General features: G+C 41.4%; 15 protein-coding genes and 1 other RNA gene. 11 read left to right on the top strand and 5 right to left on the bottom strand.

The annotated features are described in order from the left end of the window. Positions 1–95 precede the first annotated feature (95 nt). Entirely contained in the window at positions 96–1,178 is a 1,083-nt protein-coding gene (locus ACFG4S_RS30635; RefSeq protein ID WP_392532649.1) for an MraY family glycosyltransferase, read from the bottom strand. Between the two features lie 156 nt (positions 1,179–1,334). Between ACFG4S_RS30635 and groL the strand changes: the two genes are divergently transcribed. The 6 genes from groL to ACFG4S_RS30605 all read left to right on the top strand — a co-directional run bounded on the left by groL (position 1,335) and on the right by ACFG4S_RS30605 (position 8,489). Continuing rightward, the gene (gene groL, locus ACFG4S_RS30630; protein WP_392532648.1) at positions 1,335–3,014 is read left to right on the top strand and encodes a chaperonin GroEL; all 1,680 of its coding nucleotides are present in this window, start codon (positions 1,335–1,337) and stop codon (positions 3,012–3,014) included. 503 nt (positions 3,015–3,517) lie between these two features. After that, positions 3,518–4,660: a magnesium/cobalt transporter CorA gene (corA, locus tag ACFG4S_RS30625; RefSeq protein WP_392532647.1), complete on the top strand. Its 1,143-nt coding sequence runs from the start codon at positions 3,518–3,520 to the stop codon at positions 4,658–4,660. Between the two features lie 77 nt (positions 4,661–4,737). Further along, the gene (locus ACFG4S_RS30620) at positions 4,738–5,433 is read left to right on the top strand and encodes a hypothetical protein (protein WP_392532646.1); all 696 of its coding nucleotides are present in this window, start codon (positions 4,738–4,740) and stop codon (positions 5,431–5,433) included. 264 nt (positions 5,434–5,697) lie between these two features. Continuing rightward, positions 5,698–6,126, top strand: an RNA gene (gene rnpB, locus ACFG4S_RS30615) — RNase P RNA component class A. A gap of 433 nt (positions 6,127–6,559) precedes the next feature. Then, positions 6,560–7,279 (top strand): ribonuclease III, encoded by a 720-nt coding sequence (rnc, locus tag ACFG4S_RS30610; protein WP_392532645.1) that lies wholly within the window; start codon positions 6,560–6,562, stop codon positions 7,277–7,279. 115 nt (positions 7,280–7,394) lie between these two features. Further along, positions 7,395–8,489 (top strand): Gfo/Idh/MocA family protein, encoded by a 1,095-nt coding sequence (locus ACFG4S_RS30605; protein ID WP_392532644.1) that lies wholly within the window; start codon positions 7,395–7,397, stop codon positions 8,487–8,489. An 85-nt stretch (positions 8,490–8,574) separates the two neighbouring features. Here the strand turns inward: ACFG4S_RS30605 and ACFG4S_RS30600 are convergent, their stop codons facing one another. Further along, positions 8,575–10,704, bottom strand: a complete 2,130-nt coding sequence (locus ACFG4S_RS30600) for an ATP-binding protein (protein ID WP_392532643.1) — start codon at positions 10,702–10,704, stop codon at positions 8,575–8,577. Positions 10,705–10,997: 293 nt separating this feature from the next. Here ACFG4S_RS30600 and ACFG4S_RS30595 point away from each other — a divergent pair, with 293 nt between their 5' ends. The 4 genes from ACFG4S_RS30595 to ACFG4S_RS30580 all read left to right on the top strand — a co-directional run bounded on the left by ACFG4S_RS30595 (position 10,998) and on the right by ACFG4S_RS30580 (position 14,179). Beyond that, the gene (locus tag ACFG4S_RS30595) at positions 10,998–11,843 is read left to right on the top strand and encodes a RibD family protein (protein WP_392532642.1); all 846 of its coding nucleotides are present in this window, start codon (positions 10,998–11,000) and stop codon (positions 11,841–11,843) included. Between the two features lie 87 nt (positions 11,844–11,930). Continuing rightward, on the top strand, positions 11,931–13,112 hold the full coding sequence (locus tag ACFG4S_RS30590) for a GNAT family N-acetyltransferase (RefSeq protein ID WP_392532641.1): 1,182 nt from the start codon (positions 11,931–11,933) through the stop codon (positions 13,110–13,112). A gap of 64 nt (positions 13,113–13,176) precedes the next feature. Continuing rightward, a complete protein-coding gene (locus tag ACFG4S_RS30585; RefSeq protein ID WP_392532640.1) occupies positions 13,177–13,656 on the top strand; it encodes a pentapeptide repeat-containing protein in 480 nt (159 codons plus the stop codon). Positions 13,657–13,795: 139 nt separating this feature from the next. Beyond that, positions 13,796–14,179, top strand: a complete 384-nt coding sequence (locus tag ACFG4S_RS30580; protein ID WP_392536116.1) for a DUF4346 domain-containing protein — start codon at positions 13,796–13,798, stop codon at positions 14,177–14,179. A 457-nt stretch (positions 14,180–14,636) separates the two neighbouring features. On the opposite strand, the gene psb32 is transcribed toward ACFG4S_RS30580, so the two are convergent. Next, entirely contained in the window at positions 14,637–15,374 is a 738-nt protein-coding gene (psb32, locus tag ACFG4S_RS30575; protein ID WP_392532639.1) for a photosystem II repair protein Psb32, read from the bottom strand. A gap of 434 nt (positions 15,375–15,808) precedes the next feature. Between psb32 and surE the strand changes: the two genes are divergently transcribed. Then, positions 15,809–16,489: a 5'/3'-nucleotidase SurE gene (gene surE / locus ACFG4S_RS30570; protein ID WP_392532638.1), complete on the top strand. Its 681-nt coding sequence runs from the start codon at positions 15,809–15,811 to the stop codon at positions 16,487–16,489. Positions 16,490–16,624: 135 nt separating this feature from the next. Here surE and ACFG4S_RS30565 read toward each other — a convergent pair whose 3' ends face one another. Continuing rightward, positions 16,625–16,924, bottom strand: a complete 300-nt coding sequence (locus ACFG4S_RS30565; RefSeq protein ID WP_392532637.1) for a hypothetical protein — start codon at positions 16,922–16,924, stop codon at positions 16,625–16,627. A 683-nt stretch (positions 16,925–17,607) separates the two neighbouring features. After that, on the bottom strand, positions 17,608–18,282 hold the full coding sequence (locus ACFG4S_RS30560) for a HupE/UreJ family protein (RefSeq protein ID WP_392532636.1): 675 nt from the start codon (positions 18,280–18,282) through the stop codon (positions 17,608–17,610). Between the last annotated feature and the right edge of the window lie 134 nt (positions 18,283–18,416).

Genomic DNA, 18,416 nt, shown 5'->3' with positions numbered 1-18,416 from the left:
CCAACTCGTGCAGCACGACGTAAATAAATCACCCATTCCCAATCAATGAAACGCTTACGCTGTATACCTGTTTGAATTTTGAACTGACGGCGGTATTAGTGTGGTTGGCGTATTCTTTGCCACACAGTAAATGCCAAAAGCAGAATAATACTACTGGCGGTAGCTATCATTACAGCCAAACTCATACCTTGTATTCTCATCGCTAGCAAGTTAAAAAACAAGGTAATTGACCACAACGTGAACGCCGCATGACGCTGGGAGAGTCCCCAAGCAAGCAAACGATGGTGCAGGTGGTCTTTACCAGGAGTACTCAGGGGATTGTTTCCTGCCAATAGCCGCCGTACAAATACTTGAGTAGTATCTAGCACTGGCAACAACAGAAATAAAACTGTGGGTATGAGGGCATAAACTGTATTTTGTTGCAGTCTGCCTAAAATACTAGTTGCCGCTAGCACATAGCCAAAAAAGTATGCTCCAGCATCACCCATAATAATCCGCGACGGATGGAAGTTATGGCGCAAAAAGCCCAGTGCCCCACCCCCCAATGCTGCCAGCACTAAGGTTGCTGCTGCGCGATTGTCAAACTGGGCTGAAACCCCTAACAAACTCATAGCGGTAATAAAGCTAATTCCTCCCGCCAACCCATCCATACCGTCCATCAAGTTGATCGCGTTGGTAATCCCTACTACCCATATTACCGTCACGAAGATGGACAGAAGTGAGTCGATGGGAGTGCCAAACAAGACTTTGACACTGATACCGTTAGCTACCAGCAACAGTGCCGTAACAATTTGTGCCCACAAACGAACAGAAGGCGGTAAACCAAATTGATCGTCGATAAAGCCGACAAGAACTAATATTGAACCTCCTAACAAAATAGTCAGAACTTGAGCCAATACGTTTTGGAGTTCGATAGGTCGTAAAAGACTGGCTAATACCAGTGCGGCAATTACACCCGCGTAGATAGCCAACCCTCCTGCATTGGGTAAAGGTTCTCGATTGAGTCGCCGGGCATTGGGTTGGTCAGCCCAACCTACCCGCAAGGCAAATTTGCGTACTGTCGGAATTAAACGCCACGTTACAAGCCAAGCTAAAAGGAACGTAAATACGACTGCCAACCAGCCGGTGCCGCTAGGGTCGGCAATACCGAGGGACTTAAGGGAGTTGTCTAGGTTCATCTCCCAATTCAAGCATTACTGCCAGTATCTAATATGAGCTTCACCTGTATATTAATCAATTTTTTATTTCCATTTGTAACTGGACTTGCTCGGAAGATTAGCACTCTTGACCTGTGAGTGCTAAATTGTCTAATGGAAGCGCTTGAGAAATGAAACATGGCGAAAATTATTGCATTTGACGAGGAATCGCGGCGAGCTCTAGAAAGGGGTGTTAACGCCCTTGCCGATGCCGTAAAAATCACCTTAGGACCCAAAGGCCGCAACGTCCTTTTAGAGAAAAAATTTGGCGCCCCCCAAATTGTCAACGATGGTATCACTGTTGCCAAGGAAATTGAATTAGAAGATCCTTTAGAAAATACAGGTGCAAGACTCATCCAGGAAGTGGCATCAAAAACTAAAGATGTCGCTGGGGATGGGACTACTACTGCTACAGTTTTGGCACAGGCCTTGATTAGAGAAGGTCTAAAGAACGTTGCTGCTGGTAGCAACCCAGTGAGCTTAAAGCGCGGGATCGACAAAACTATTGAGGCGCTGGTAGAAGAAATTGCCAAGATAGCCAAGCCAGTAGAAGGAAGTGCGATCGCTCAAGTTGCCACTGTCTCAGCTGGGAATGATGAAGAAGTTGGGAACATGCTAGCCCAAGCAATGGAAAAAGTCACCAAAGATGGTGTAATAACCGTTGAAGAATCCAAATCCCTGACAACTGAACTAGAAGTAGTTGAAGGGATGCAGATTGACAGGGGTTATATTTCTCCTTACTTCGTCACCAACAATGAGCGGCAAATAGTGGAATTTGAAAACGCTCGGATCTTGGTTACTGACAAAAAAATCAGTAGCATTCAAGATTTAGTGCCAATTCTGGAAAAAGTCGCTCGTTCTGGTCAGCCCTTACTAATCATTGCCGAAGATGTCGAAGGAGACGCTTTGGCAACTTTAGTAGTGAACAAAGCACGGGGTGTACTCGCCGTAGCTGCAATCAAAGCACCTGGGTTTGGCGATCGCCGCAAAGCTTTGTTAGAAGATATTGCTATTCTCACCGATGGACAATTGATTTCTGAAGAAATCGGCTTGAGTCTAGACACCGCTTCTTTAGAGGCGCTGGGAACTGCTCGCAAAATTACCATTGATAAAGAAAACACCACAATTGTAGCTGGCAGTTCCACCAAGCCAGAAGTACAAAAGCGGATTGGTCAAATTCGTCGGCAGTTGGAAGAAACTGATTCTGACTACGATAAAGAAAAACTCCAAGAACGCATCGCTAAGCTCGCTGGTGGCGTCGCAGTGATTAAAGTGGGTGCGGCAACCGAAACCGAACTCAAAGACCGTAAACTGCGGATTGAAGACGCCCTTAATGCTACTAAAGCCGCTGTAGAAGAAGGTATCGTTCCCGGTGGTGGAACGACCCTCATTCACTTGGCTAAGAAGGTAGAAGCCATTAAAAACAGCTTGCAAAACGAAGAAGAAAAGATTGGGGCTGATATTGTAAGGCGATCGCTAGAAGCTCCTTTACGCCAAATAGCCGAGAATGCTGGTGCTGAAGGTTCTGTGATCGTCTCTAGAGTCCAAGATTCCGAATTCAACATTGGCTACAACGCGGCTACCGGGGAATTTGAAGACCTGATTGCTGCTGGTATTATCGACCCTGCTAAGGTCGTGCGTTCAGCTTTACAAAACGCTGGTTCCATCGCTGGTTTAGTCTTAACCACCGAAGCGATCGTCGTTGAAAAGCCTGAAAAGAAATCTGCTGCTGCCCCTGATATGGGTGGTATGGGCGGCATGGGCGGCATGGGCGGTATGGGCGGCATGGGCGGCATGGGCGGCATGGGTATGTTCTAACTTCTACCCTGTTGAAGAAAGAGACAAGGGGACAAGGAGAAGTCTGTCCCTTATCCCCGATCCTCTTCCATCACCTTATCCTCTGAGATAAATATTTTTGAAGCAGTTTGTCTTACTAAGGCAAACTGTTTTTTATATCCGCCATTGCTGATTCAGAAACAATATGTTATCTGTATTGCTGGTAATACCATTCTGAATTTTCGATTTTCGATTAGCAATTGCTTTCTCTGTGTGCATATTGGTCATCCATATGTTGCAATCATTTTTAAAATTGGTATAACTAACTAAACCTAAATAAATTTAATTATGAAAGTTTTAAGTGATTCATTATAAGAACAACAGACTAGTAACAAAATGCCGATAGCCAAATTAGCCACCTAAATAATTGGGTAATTTAGAAAATACCGTCTTTCTATTAATTTTTGTAAAATGACATGTAAATTGTCCTTTGTTATTCACCAATGACAAATGACTAATGACAAATGACTATTAGGTAATATTTCATGGCACAAAAAAAGCGCCGTATTCCAAAAGTAGTATCTAAACGATATGAAGATGAGTTCCATCACCAACCAGGGACTATACCAGGAACCATTTTCATTGATGAAGATGCTCCACCACCGATAATTTTCTTGATTGACTATAACCAAACGAATTTTATCCGCGAACAAATCACGACTCCAGAAAAATGTGTTCCATATCTAGAGAGTGAATCTGTTTCTTGGGTAGACGTACTAGGCTTAGGCTCTCAAGACATGTTACAACGATTAGGTAAAGTTTTTGAATTACATCCTCTAGTTTTAGAAGATGTAGTCAATGTACCGGAGCGTCCCAAAACAGAGGATTATGAAGACCAATTAATTTTCATTGCCCGCATGGTAGTAGCAAAGGAAAGAACATGTGGTTTTTACAGCGAACAAGTAAGTTTAATATTGGGAAAAAATTACTTGTTGACTGTACAAGAAGAACCAGACCATGATTGCTTTGAACCAGTGCGATCGCGAATTGAAAAAGGCAAAGGCATTATTCGCTCTCAAAAAGCCGATTACTTAGCTTATGCTCTGTTAGATGCGATTATTGATGGCTTTTTCCCAGTACTGGAACTTTATGGTGAGCGAATCGAAGAGTTAGAAGAAGAAGTAATAGTTAAACCAACTCCCCAAACACTACAAAATATTTATCAAATTCGGCGAGAATTACTGCAATTACGTCGTGCTATCTGGCCTCAGCGAGATGCAATTAATTCCTTAATTAGAGATGGTAGTGATTTAATTAGTGAAGACGTGCGAATCTACCTGCGAGATTGTTATGACCACACAGTACAAGTGATGGATATGGTGGAAACTTACCGAGAATTATCATCTGGATTGATGGATGTATACCTTTCGGCAGTGAGCAACAAAATGAATGAGATCATGAAAGTGCTAACCATAGTTTCCACAATTTTTATTCCCCTGACTTTTGTTGCCGGAATATATGGTATGAATTTCAATACTGAGAAATCACCATACAATATGCCTGAATTGAATTGGTATTGGGGCTACCCACTTTGCTGGGGAGTGATGGGAGCGATCGCACTTTCTTTACTCTTCTTTTTTTGGCAGCGAGGCTGGCTACAAAATTCTGTCCCAACTAAACGTGATTAGCGTGATTTAATAAAGATTGCAGATAGGCAATAACTCAAATAACATTCATTAGCAGCGGGAGTTAATATTTTTAATATATGAGGAGTAGCGACCAGAATTTAGTAGTTTTGACAATTTATATTATTGGTGTCTCCTATGTTTTTAACCGGATGGTTGAATCCATTGACGACCAAATTAAATTTGAATTTAAAAAAGCCATCGTAGAGGAGCAGCTAAAAGAACAAAATCTCGACGATAAAATCGGAATCTCCTTTAAATTCAAATCTTCATATCCAATTGACGATCTGAAAGATTTATCGATTAGTATTGAAAATAAATCTGATAGTATTGCCGTATATGTTGACTGGGACAATAGCTCTTTGGTAGTTGAACATACCAAACAATCGCGTCGCGTAATTCGCAAATCACCAGACTTAACCCGCGACTTAGCTGTACCCCAAAGTCCTAGCCTGATTGCCCCCAAGAAAACGCTTTCCGAAACAGTAACAGCAGAAGATGTTTTGCAGCGCGATCAAGCAACTGGAACTTACTCGGCTAAAAAACCACTAGTTGATATCAATGGGCTGCAAAAAGGGCAAAAAAAATTGTACAACGACTTTATCAATAGAAGAAAGGAATTAGACTTTTCACTACAATTAGTATTACGAATATCTGAGGTGCGTGTAGGTTTAGCTCCTGGTATTAATTTCCCTCCCATTAGTATTATCAATTGTCCTTTCACAGTCAGGAAATTACCTTGGACTTACGCTTTACCTTGGAATAAAAAGAAGTAATAAGCTGTGACATATTTAACTTGTACATTTACCTGATGAAGGTTGACGGCTGATTGATGACCGATAACCGTCAACGATTATAAATAGCGTTTATTTAATTTAGATGGATATCAGCTTATAGCAATCTTTAATCATTCGTCAGAATTTGAGATAGTTGTAACCCTCCTGTAGTCTTCAGATATAAAACTGGAAACCCAGATTAAATCAGGATTTCTCAATTTTGAATTTTCAATTTTGAATTGGTATTACACTGGATCTAGGGAGAGAGTAGGCGCAGGTGGTTGCAGATCGGTCATAGTCACTGATTTGAGGAAAGTCCGGACTCCCGAAAGACCAGACTTGCTGGATAACGTCCAGTGCGAGCGATCGTGAGGATAGTGCCACAGAAAGATACCGCCAGGACTAGGGACTGGGGACTAGGGATTGGGGACTGGGAAGAATTTTCCTAATCCCCAATCCCCAATCCCCAATCCCCAAGTTGGTAAGGGTGCAAAGGTGCGGTAAGAGCGCACCAGCAGCATCGAGAGGTGCTGGCTCGGTAAACCCCGGTTGGGAGCAAGGCGATAGGAACTACGGTTGGTCTTTTACCAGTTCCGCTCAATAAGAGCCGCTAGAGGCGTTTGGTAACAAGCGTCCCAGATAGATAACTGCCCTCGCAAGAGAACAGAACCCGGCTTATGTCCTGCTCTTTCCTCTATAAAGGAGTATGAACCTTTCACGGTTTGTACTCCATTGTTTTTTGTACTAATTTTGGGCGATCGTTAATTCATCATTTCGCCAGACCCAGACTGCAATTAATGTTTGAGCCTAGTAGTTCGCCAAGGAAACTTGGCGGGGTAAAGGGTAAGGGGAAAAGGGAAAAGGTTTTAATTCCTTCCCCCAACCCCAGTCCCCTTTTCCCAGTCCAAACCTAGCAATTTTGGGTTGGCAGACTACTAGAATCCCCGTGCGTTATCGCCGGGGAGTATGTCAAGATTAATTTGTACAAAAGTTGTACGTTTTGAAAAATAGTAAGCTGAAATATATGTAATATCTTTAATCTGTAGGTTACCTGACTTACTACCGATGGTCTTTTTAATTGTGAATGACCAATAACTAACCACTAATAACTCTTGACTAAGAACTGATGACCCTAGTTTATCCACGCCGTCAACGACAACTTGAAAGCTTAGTCAAAAAGTTTGGTTTGCCTATAGAAGCACCAATCAAATGGCAACTATTAGACTTAGCGCTAACTCATCCCACTGTTTCTGAGTCGGCAAATTATGAACAGTTGGAGTTTGTCGGTGATGCAGTGGTACGCCTAGTGTCAGCTGTTGTGTTGTGGGAACATTACCCAGATTGTCCAGTAGGAGATTTTGCGGCAATTCGTTCGGTTTTGGTGAGCGATCGCATTCTTGCCCAATTAGCTAGAGAATATGGTTTAGAGCTATATTTACTCGTTGCTGGCAGTGCTACGGCTGATAAAGTTGGTCAAGAGTCACGACTAGCAGACGCTTTTGAAGCAGTTCTGGGTGCGCTTTACTTAAGCACTCAAAATCTAGAGCTAATCCGCTCTTGGTTAGATCCTCACTTTCTACAACTAGCAACAGAAATTCGCCTCGATCCAGCTAGACTAAACTACAAAGCTGCTCTCCAAGAATGGACGCAAGCACAATTTAAAGTTTTACCGGAGTATCGGGTTGTGGAAGTCAATCAACCACACCGCAATCAAGAACGTTTCGTTGCTGAAGTCTGGCTCCACGGAAACATCCTCGGACAAGGTAAGGGACGCTCGATTAAAACCGCTGAACAAGCCGCAGCTAAGGTAGCTTTTTTAGCAATTACTAATCAGGAAAAACCCTGAACTCAAAAGAACACAAATAAACTGATAATCAGTTGATTGTCCTTGGTCATTTGTCCTTTGTCCTTCGTTATTTGACCAATGACCAATGACCAATGACCAATGACAAATAACACAAATGACAAACCAAATTAAAATAGCTGTTATCGGGGTTGGGCGTTGGGGAGTGCATTTACTCCGGAATTTTTTAGCACATCCACAGGTAAGTGTTATCGCTGTAGTAGATCCCCATTCAGAACGATTAGCAGCGGTAAAACAGCAGTTTAATTTAGATGAAAATGTAGTATTAACAACTCAATGGGATGATTTAAAGCAAGTACCAGGGCTGAAAGCAGTGGCGATCGCAACTCCAGCCACTACCCATTATGCTTTAATTCAAGACGCTCTCCAACAGGGATACCATGTTTTAGCTGAAAAGCCCCTAACTCTTGACCCAAGAGAATGTCGGCAACTTTGCGAGTTAGCAGAGCAGCATAATTTAATACTCATGGTTGACCACACTTATTTATTTCATCCAGCAGTTGAGCAAGGACAAACTGTAGTAAAAGCAGGTAAATTAGGTGATTTACGCTATGGTTACGCCACTCGCACTCATTTAGGTCCTGTACGGCAAGATGTTGATGCTCTGTGGGACTTAGCCATTCACGATATTGCTATTTTTAATACATGGCTGGGTCAGCTACCCGTGAAAGTACAGGCAACAGGCACGGTGTGGCTACAGGGAGGAGTTGGAAAAGACGCAGGGAAAGAAGACATCGGGACTAATTTTTCGGCTTCGTCATCTCAAGGACTAGCTGACCTAGTATGGCTAACACTGACATACCCAGATGGCTTTCAAGCTTATATTCATTTATGCTGGCTGAATTCTGATAAGCAGCGACGGTTGGGAATTGTAGGCAGCCTTGGCAGTTTGATTTTTGATGAAATGTGGCGATCGTCGCCTCTAACCCTAATACATGGGGAGTTTGAACAGCAGGGCAATCAATTTATTCCTATAAATCAAAAGCAAGAAATGGTGGAATTAGAACCAGGTGAGCCATTGCAGAGAGTTTGCTCGTCCTTTGTTGTCTCTATCCTCAACAATACTCCCTCAGAGATTTCGTCTGGCTGGGTAGGCACACAGTTAGTAGAGATTCTTGCTGCTTCAACGTTATCTCTTAGCCAAGGCGGCAAACCTGTTTTTTTGAATTATAGTTTTGGAGTCAAAATTTGAAAAATGATTGCAACAGATAACTTTTTCTTTCTCAGACACCAGATGTAGCTTACTTTTGCGTAAAAGTACACAATCCAAAATTGTGTCACCTTTGACATATCCCATTTACACAAGCCGCTCCTTTCGGAAGACTTAGCAGGATAGTTTGCTGGGGCGAAAGACTAATTTGATAAATTTCTTTCCCTGGTAGCTGCTGAAGATTGGGGGAGTTCTTTTTATTTACCCCTGCTTTGGCAGATTTATTGATCCCCAAAACCAGACTCCTCCCAGGCTCCAGTAAGTTAGGGTAACGGCTTACCTTTAGCCCCTCATCTTCAGGGGAGAATCCAAGCTCTCCGACATTTTCTTGTTTGTTTGGAATATTTAACAGGGAGATATCAATCAAAGGTAAGGTAATCTTCACTGTGGTACCTTGATGCAGTCCTACACTCTCAAGAGTAATGGTCCCTCCCATCAGTTCGATTAAGTTGCGTGAAATTGCCAGTCCCAGTCCAGTACCTTCAAACTGGCGTGTATTTGCACCATTCACCATGACAAAGGGGCGAAATAGTTTGTGCTGTTGAGCGGGATCAATGCCTATACCTGTATCTTTGACAGTGACTACTACCTGAGATTTACCATCACTATATTGAATCTCTGTAGTAATAGTAATGCTTCCTATATCGGTGAACTTAGTCGCATTGCCAATAATATTAATTAGCACTTGCTTCAGTTTTGCCGCGTCTGCCTTAATTGGTATTGCTTGGGCATCTAACTCGCATTTCAATTGCAAGCCTTTGTGTTGAACGTTAACTGATTGTAAATTAATTACCTCTAGTAATATTTGTCGAAGGTCAATTGGTGCTATGACTACTGAAAGCTTACCTGCTTCGATTTTGGAGATGTCCAGTAATTCATTAATAATGCCTAGCAAGTGAATTGTTGTTTCATCGGCGCGTTTGAGAAACTCCATTTCTTCTTCTCGGTTATCACATAAGCCTTCTTCAACTAGGCGAATGCAGTTAATAATGATATTTAATGGATTTCTCAATTCATGAGAAGTAGTAGCCAAAAACTGACTTTTGACTTGGTTTGCGGTTTTTGCTTCTTTCCAAGCTATTTCTAGTTCTTCTGCACCAGCTTTGAGGCGTTCTACCATTTGGTCTAGTGCTTGGGCTAGTTGATTGAATTCTCGGATTTTAAAGTTGCGGGGAACTGGTTGTGCAGCGTGGTGAGAGTGAATATTTAAAGCATAGTCTCGCAATTCTTCTACAGGACTTGCCAGGAAAGGAGCTAGATATAGTGATGCTAATAAACTCGCACCAATCAAACCAACTGTCAAAACAATCAGGATGAGTTTGATTTCTTCTAAACCAAACAGCGCATTATCAACAGTAGTAATAGCTAAAACTACCCATTTTTGCTGCTGTTGTTGAGTAAGTGGATTGGCGATCGCTGTGTAACCAGCGACTAATTCTTCTCCCTCAAAAGATAAATTTATCGAATCGGTTTGCCCAGTAATTGCGTTTTTGATTATAGTTTTGAGTTGCGAAGCATTTGGGTGCTGTTCGATATTAGTTCCCACCCAACCTGTCAAGGGATGCGCCAGAATTGTGCCATCTTCAGCAATCACTACCATCGCGCCTGTGAGCGATCCCGGTCGATTATTGATGGTTTTTTGGTATAGTGCAGACTTAATACTTAAGCTGTAAGCTAAATTACCTTGACCATCGTAAACTGGTGCAGATAAGACTAATTGCAGCTGATTTTGTGTGTTTCTTTTACCAGTCATTCCTGCCTTTGGTGGAAAGATGGCTTTAACATTAATTCCATCACTAGGCAAAGGCAATCTTAATTCTCCAATTGGGCGATCGCCACAATCACTAGCAATTAACTTCTGAGTGCTAAAATTCGTTAATTGGATACACTCAATACTTGATGGGAGTTGTTGCCTTAGTTGGCTGAGAATTTCTCCCTCTTCTATAGGCACACGCGATGGAATTACTGTTGTTTTACTTACACTCAGCAAATTAGCTTTTAAAAGAGCGATCGCATCTACAGTTTTTTCACCTTTACTAACAGCGCTTTCTGTTAAATTTTGACGGGCAGTTGCCAATAAACTAGAACGTGCCTTATTCAAAGCGACAATCTCGCCTATTAGTAAAACCGGAACGAACAGAATCAATATTCTGGTTACTAAAATTCTCCGAAAGGATGATTGATGGGAATTGTTCATCGAGTGTCTCACTTCGCATCTGCAAACCGTAACAGCAAAGATATGCAACTTAGACCAGCTAAATGAGACATTTTATTAATTTATCATAACTTTATTTTCAATGTTTAAAAATAACAAATTCTCAGAGAACAAAAAGAAATGTGGTATACCAAAACTTATATATGGTTGATGCAAAAACGATTTGTGTTGCATATAAATACAGTGGTTAAATTGTTAATCAGTAGCTTACAGACATAGATGTTTTAACATCTATACACTAACAAGCAAAACATCAAAACTATCAAATTAATCTAATGCTGCAACATCGTCCTCATACTACAGTTGTTTTAGCAATGAGTGCAGATGGCAAGATAGCAGATTTTAGGCGATCGCCTGCTAGGTTTGGCTCCAAGGCTGATAAAGCACACTTAGAAAAACAAATCGCTGCCTCTGATGCCGTTTTATTCGGTGCTGGTACTCTCGGCGCCTATGGAACCACACTTACAGTATCAGATTCAGCTTTGGTGCAACATCGGGTACAAAGAGGCAAGCCTCCCCAGCCGATTCATATAGTGACTACACGTTTTGCAAACCTCAATCCGGAAATTAAGTTTTTTAAGCAACCGATTGAACGGTGGTTACTTACGACAACTGCGGGAGCAGTTTACTGGAATAGACGCGAAAATATACTTCCACGCCACTCGCCTCAACTGGGGAAAGTCGAACACGGCGATGGCTTTTCAAAAGAATGGCAGTTTCAACAACTCTCGGAACCAGAGCAAAGTACTGCCTCTCAAACCTCTGCACAGGAGCGTACACCAGAATTTGAGCAGATTATGGTTTTTGAAACACCAACAGGAGAAATTGACATTTCCACAGCTTTAAAGCATCTAGCCACTCTACATATAACACGCTTGGTCGTTTTAGGTGGAGGTAAATTAGTCGCTTCGTTGTTGGAATTAGATTTAATCGATGAATTATGGCTGACTGTCTGTCCCCTGATTTTAGGTGGTAGTAGCGCTCCGACATCCGTAGATGGCAAAGGATTTTTATCCGATTTAGCTCCCAAACTGGAACTTCTAGAAGTTCAGACAGTGGAGCAAGAAGTGTTTTTGCACTATCGTCTGCAACGACAAGCTTTATTAGATTACCCTAAGTAAGGGATTGAGCATAGGGCATAGGTTGTTCTCCTTGTCCTCCCCAATCCCCAGTCCCTAGTCCCTAGTCCCCAATCCCCAGTCCCCCTAATGGTGGAACAACTCAAGCCTCGCTATTCTGTTCTTTGGACGAACAAAATCGCCGAAGTACCTCAAAGTGCCTGGAATGCTTTGGCAATGCCACTCAAAACGCCGTTTTTAGAGTGGGAGTGGCTAAACAATCTCGAAACTTCCCAAAGTGCTATACCTAAAAGTGGTTGGTTGCCAAATCACTTGACATTGTGGCGAGATAGAACGCTGATTGCAGCTGCACCGCTTTATCTGAAAGGAAATAGTTCTGGTGAATTTGTCTTCGATCACCAGTGGGCAGAGTTAGCCGATCGCCTTGGCATACAATATTATCCCAAACTGCTGGGAATGACTCCATTTACTCCTGCTGAGGGCTATCGGTTTTTAATTGCCCCAGGAGAAGATGAAAATGAAATTACAGCGATGATGGTGCATGAAATTGACACTTTCTGCACTAAGAATCAAATTTCTGGGTGTCATTTTCTCTTTGTCGATCCGCAATGGCGTCCTTTAGTGGAACGGCATGGTTTTACAAGTTGGCTACACCATAGCTATGTCTGGGAAAATGCTGGCTTTAAAACTTTTGATGACTATTTACAAGTATTTAACGCCAATCAACGTCGCAACATCAAACGAGAACGTAAAGCTGTAGAAAAGGCGGGTTTACGATTACAACCGCTAACAGGTGAGGAAATTCCTCAGTCTTACTTTCGGTTGATGCATCAGTTTTATACTGACACGTGCGATAAATTTGGCTGGTGGGGTAGCAACTATCTCACACAACGATTTTTTGAACAGCTAGAGACTGATTACCGCCATCGTGTCTTGTTTTTCGCGGCATATAGCGAGGAAGATAATTCTCATCCTTTAGGAATGTCTTTTTGTTTGTTTAAAGGTGACAAACTCTATGGACGCTATTGGGGTAGTTTTCAAGAAATAGATTGCTTACATTTTGATGCTTGCTATTATGCACCCATTGAGTGGGCGATCGCTAACAGCATCAAAATTTTTGATCCTGGCGCTGGTGGACGCCATAAAAAACGGCGCGGTTTCCCCGCTATGCCTAATCACAGTCTGCACCGCTTTTACAATAATCGTTTAGGACAAATTGTCCGCCCCTATATTAAGGAAGTGAATCAACTCGAACAACAGGAAATTGAGGCAATTAATGCAGAGTTGCCATTTAGTGAGAAAAATACTTGAGGAAAAGGAACTGATCGATAATCAACACAGCGTTGATGTTGTAAATAAGTTCAAGAAAATATTTATGAATCGTGATGAGTTGATTAGAAGATATGCTGCTGGGGAAAGAAACTTTTCTGGAGTCAACTTGGACGTAGATTTGTCGGGGATTGACCTGAGTGGTGGTGACTTGACTGGGAATAATATGGAGGAGTTCTATCTTGCTCGTGCTATTTTGAAGGCAGTTAGTTTGGTTAATGCCAAGTTGTTTGAAGCCTGTCTGAATAGTGCCGATTTGACCGAGGCCGATCTTAGAGGAGCAGACTTGCGACGTGCCAGTATCAATGTTGCTAACCTGACTAATGCCGATCTTAGAGGAGCGAGATTTCACAACACTAGGTTCCATAAGGCTAATTTAATCGGGGCTAACTTGAGCGGAACTGATTTGGGGGGATGCGACTTCTGGGAAGCTAACTTGACTGGAGCCAATTTGGAAGGATCTAGTCTGCATCGCACAGCTTTTCGTAAAACTATCATGCCAGATGGCACTATTCGGAATAGTTGAGTCTAATTCTCTGATTTTCTTTTAAGTAAAAGGAATCAAAAATATCTGAAAGATATCAAGAAGACTAAGGAAGATAGGAATTACACTTGATATAGAGTATAAAAACCTTGAAGAAAGAAAATTTCTTTTTATAATGCTTATGGATTTAATGATTAAAGATTTAGCGGCAATTGATGATAAACTTTCTGGGCGTCATATTGACCTCGATCCAGGTGGATATTTTATTATTTACTTGGATCGAGATGCAGGGTTAATTTATGCCAAGCATTTTACAAATGTAATTGACGATCGCGGTTTAGCAGTCGATCCAGAAACTGGGAAGGTAATTCCTGCACGCGAAAAAGTAGAACGAACCCACACCACAGTTTTTAGTGGGAGGACGGCGAAAGAACTTTGTGTGAAAATCTTTGAGGAAACTCAGCCCTGTCCGGTGACTCAATTAAATCATGCAGCCTATTTGGGTCGAGAATTTGTTCGGGCTGAAGTGGCTTTAGTTACAGAACAAGAATATGTTCAGGATTAAGCCAATTTTAGATTTTTAATTTTGGATTTTGGTAAAGTAGCGCCGTCTTCTCCCAAAGGGAGAGGCTAGCGCCGCTATGCGAACGCGGGGCGTTTCGTAGACAAGGGGGTTTCCCCATGATTGGCTGCTACTAGCGAAGTTTTAGCGACGTAGAAGCATCACCCGAAGGGATTGAAGAAAAAGTCTACAATCTAAAATCGAATAACTCCTGACCAAAACAGTGCTGAGTGCTGAGTAACGAGTGCTGAGTAAAAAGTAAAACTAATTGCACAGACTAAACGCCCGGCTATCGCTAACAGCACATAGGGTCACAAGCCCCTAAATTTATTTATGAAAAAAATAAAATATTTTTTTCGAGACACGTAGTGCAAGAGAAAATACGTCCTTGTTTCAATCCCCTAGTTTTAACTATGGGGTTGTACTCAGCACTCAACACTCAGCACTCAGCACTCATTCATCACCCATTAGATGATGGCTGATTTATCTGATAGATGTAGTAAGTTGCCATTGGAATAACGGTGGCGGCAATCAATAATCCTATTACCCAAGCAGTAGCGCTACCTCGATCGGTTTCTTCTGCTTTCTTAAAGGTGCCTTCTACATTATCATTCTTGGTGATTTTAGGTGGACCGGGATCGGGGTTACCTGAGAGAACAGCGACGAGGCGATCGCTAGCATCTATAAACGCTTGATTATATTTATTGCCTTCCCTTAATGGTGTACTTAGGGTTTCTGAAGCTACACTCTCTACAATAGAGTCTGTGAGCAAAGCCTTGACTCGATCCCCAGTGAGGATGGCAGTACCGTTGGTAGCAGTGTCAAGAACCAATAAGGTTTGCTTAGCTTGGGCTTCTTTTGTCGGAAACCATTTTTCAAAGAGTTCTTTAGTAAAACTTTCCGGGGTTTCTCCGTAGTCGAAGTGCCGAATCGTAACTATTCTGACTTCATTTCCAGTTTGCTTTGCCAAATCCTGGAAAGCACTGCTAATCTTACCTTCATTCACACGACTGATAACTTCACCTTGATCCAGAACCCAGGTGTTATTCTCTGCTGTCAGGTTGGGTATTTGATATACACCTGTGGCTAAAGCAGGTGTGGCAAACAGCGAAGCTGCGAAAATAACCGTCACCAAAGGTAAAATTAGCCGGATGAGGTGTTTTTGATTGCTAAAGACTTGTTTGAGGAGCTGTTTCATCGTATTGACTCTAAGACAGACTTGCACCCAAAATACTACAGAACTACTGTAAAAATCACCTCGTTTCCGGTTTTTTGCAAGAGGAAATTTCTGCTACTGTCGGCAGATAGATATTCTATAGGATTTTGATTGCACAAACTTCTTCACCGCGGGGCTGCAAGTATTAACCCTGAGGCTAACAGGTCTGCTAGTTACAAGAAATACCGCCCTTTTTGGAAATTAATCCCAATGTCAGGGCGGAATTTGCAAACCATCTAGAAATGATATCGTATCATCAGTATTTTTAGCACAATCAATCATATTTTTTATATGTGCAGCTAGTAATGTTTTGTCCCATTAGTTTTAATTAGACAAATCACTGACTTGAATTTGTAAATTTCAAGCTTTTAGGTACTAAAGTAAATTGTTTAAGCTAAATCTATATCAATATAATTATGACTATCATTGTAACTAACGACGACGGTATTGATGCACCTGGTATCCGAGCGCTGGTCAAAGCTGTAAATGGCAAAAATGCTATTATTGTCGCTCCTGCCGATCATCAGTCTGGCTGTGGACATCAAGTCACCACGACGCGTCCCATCAACCTCCAGCGACGTTCTGAGACTGAGTATGCGATCGCTGGCACTCCTGCCGATTGTATAAGGATTGCCATTACACAAATTAATACGAATGTCAAGTTTGTACTTTCAGGTATCAACGCTGGGGGAAACTTAGGAGTGGATGCCTACATTTCTGGCACAGTTGCAGCTGTGCGAGAAGCTGCAATGCACGGTATTCCCGGAATTGCCATTTCTCACTATCGCAAAGCTAAGCAGAATTTTGATTGGGATCGGGCTGCTAAATTGACAACTGAAGTTTTAGAAGACTTACTCCAGCGTCACTTAGAACCGGGAAGCTTTTGGAATGTCAACTTACCACATTTGCAACCAGGAGAACCAAATCCAGAGGTGGTGTTTTGCCAACCTTGTATCAAACCTTTACCTGTTAGTTATCGGATTGAGGGTAATGATTTTTATTATGTTGGGGAGTATGGCAAACGCGATCGCATTTCTGGTAGCGATGTGGATGTATGTTTTTCTGGCAATATCGCTGTAACTAAGTTAAGAGTTTGACATATAGCAGTTTGCAGATAACTGAGGTAAAAAATGTACGAATCAAGTAAGCTCGATATATAAAAAGTTTCTATCTCCTGCCTCAAAACCCGTAGCTTTCTACTTTATGTAAAAGAAAACTGCTGTAATTACAAATTAATCGTCTGCCCGTTGAATTAAATACATAAATCGATCTAAAGTTTGTGTCAATTCGTTGAGTTTTTGCAGTGAATTCTGCTGAGATTGAGCAAGAGTCTGTACTGCATCACATAAAGCAACAATTTGATAGCCTTGTTGCTGTACTTGCTGTCCCTGTGCTTCGAGTTGTAGGCTGACAGTCTCCAATCTTTCGGCCAGACGTTCAATTGTCTCGGTTGTAGAAAGTACTGCTTCCCCAATTTGCTCGACAATAGATTCCAAGCGATTTATTTTTACTTCGACTCCTGCTGAAATCATTTCTTTACCATCCTAATTTTGAGAGAGCATCTTAGTCAAACTCCTAATATCAATTGAAATAATTAATTTCAGTACAAACATTAGATAACACTTTCATGCTGATACTATGTGTGATCTCGTTCTTTGATACATCTACCTAATGTTATGTTTAAATGCCTACAGGTACTTAATGAATTGCAATTTTTAATCAATCTTTTTGACTACATATCGAAAATAATTAGCGACACACAAAATTACTTACGTTTTTGTAGATTGAATTTATACAATTTTATTCTCCTTATAAAGTTGAGTTAGATTAAATAAATCTACACTTCAAATAGATACTTTTAATAAGGCTAAGTTTATAATCTGATTAAGTCTAAGTAATTATATCCTTGTTGCTTAACATTTAGCTGAACAATTGATCAAAGACGATTAATCAGGATTTTCCTAAGTGCCATTTCTCAAAATAGAGAATTGCAATTTACTCTTTATCCTTCAGTACAGTATAAGGGAAGCTTTAGTAGGACTATTAATTTTATTGCTTTTATTTATGCCAATGGCGATCGCTCTGAAAATTGATCGATCCTTTTCTATTTGCAAATCTTGTCAATTAGTTCTATTAATCGGAGGAAGATACGATGGGGACACACAACTGTGCATCCCTACAAATGGCTGTATTATATTGAACTAAAATATTTGATTTAGATAATCGAATTGCTCAAAAACACGATGGCGATCGCACCCAAACAACAACCAGCAATGCTAATTTTCCAGGGTGAAATTCGGTTTATTTCACCCATACCTATGGCAGCACCAATTTCTCTAGCACTCATGGCAACTGCAAACTGAGTCAAGGTGATACTTAGTATATAGGCAAGTAGTGGAAATGTTCCTGCTCCAATAATTGATTGACCATGAGCGTAACCCTGAAATAAACCAACACTAAGCCCCACCAGAGCAAGTACCATAAAGTTTACTTGATTTGACATCATTAGCATAGTAGCTAAGACAATGGTAGAAATAGCGATCGCTATTTCTGTGCCTGGTACATTTAGCTTAAATAAATGAATTACAATCCCCAAAACTGTTGCTAGGCTAAAATATCCAACTATCCAAGCGCCACGAACAAATATAGCTGAGAGTAAGCCAATAGCAACAATACCAATTAAACAATTCAAGCTAATGACTGGATCTGCCAATCCCCAGAGAAAGCCTTCCCAAGAGTTAGAGATGGCGCGAATGGCTGGTGTTCCACTCAATGAACTTAGTAAGCTAATTAAAATGAGAGCTGCGATCGCCCCAATATGGCGATCAACTACCTTCGAGGTATAAAATTGCCGTGAGGCACTGAATGGTGATAATTTAGTTTTGAACATTACTATGTGCCAAATTAGTTTTTTCGGTAATTTATACTGCCCATCTACCCCAAAAAACTAACGTGATAATTAGGCTAGTTCGTACTAACTTCATAAAGTTATGTAAAGTCTGAGTAGTGGTCAGAGTCTGCTGA

It is taken from the genome of Nostoc sp. C117, assembly GCF_043099735.1.
In the GTDB taxonomy this organism is placed as follows: domain Bacteria; phylum Cyanobacteriota; class Cyanobacteriia; order Cyanobacteriales; family Nostocaceae; genus Nostoc.
This window is presented reverse-complemented; position numbering and strand designations above follow the sequence as displayed.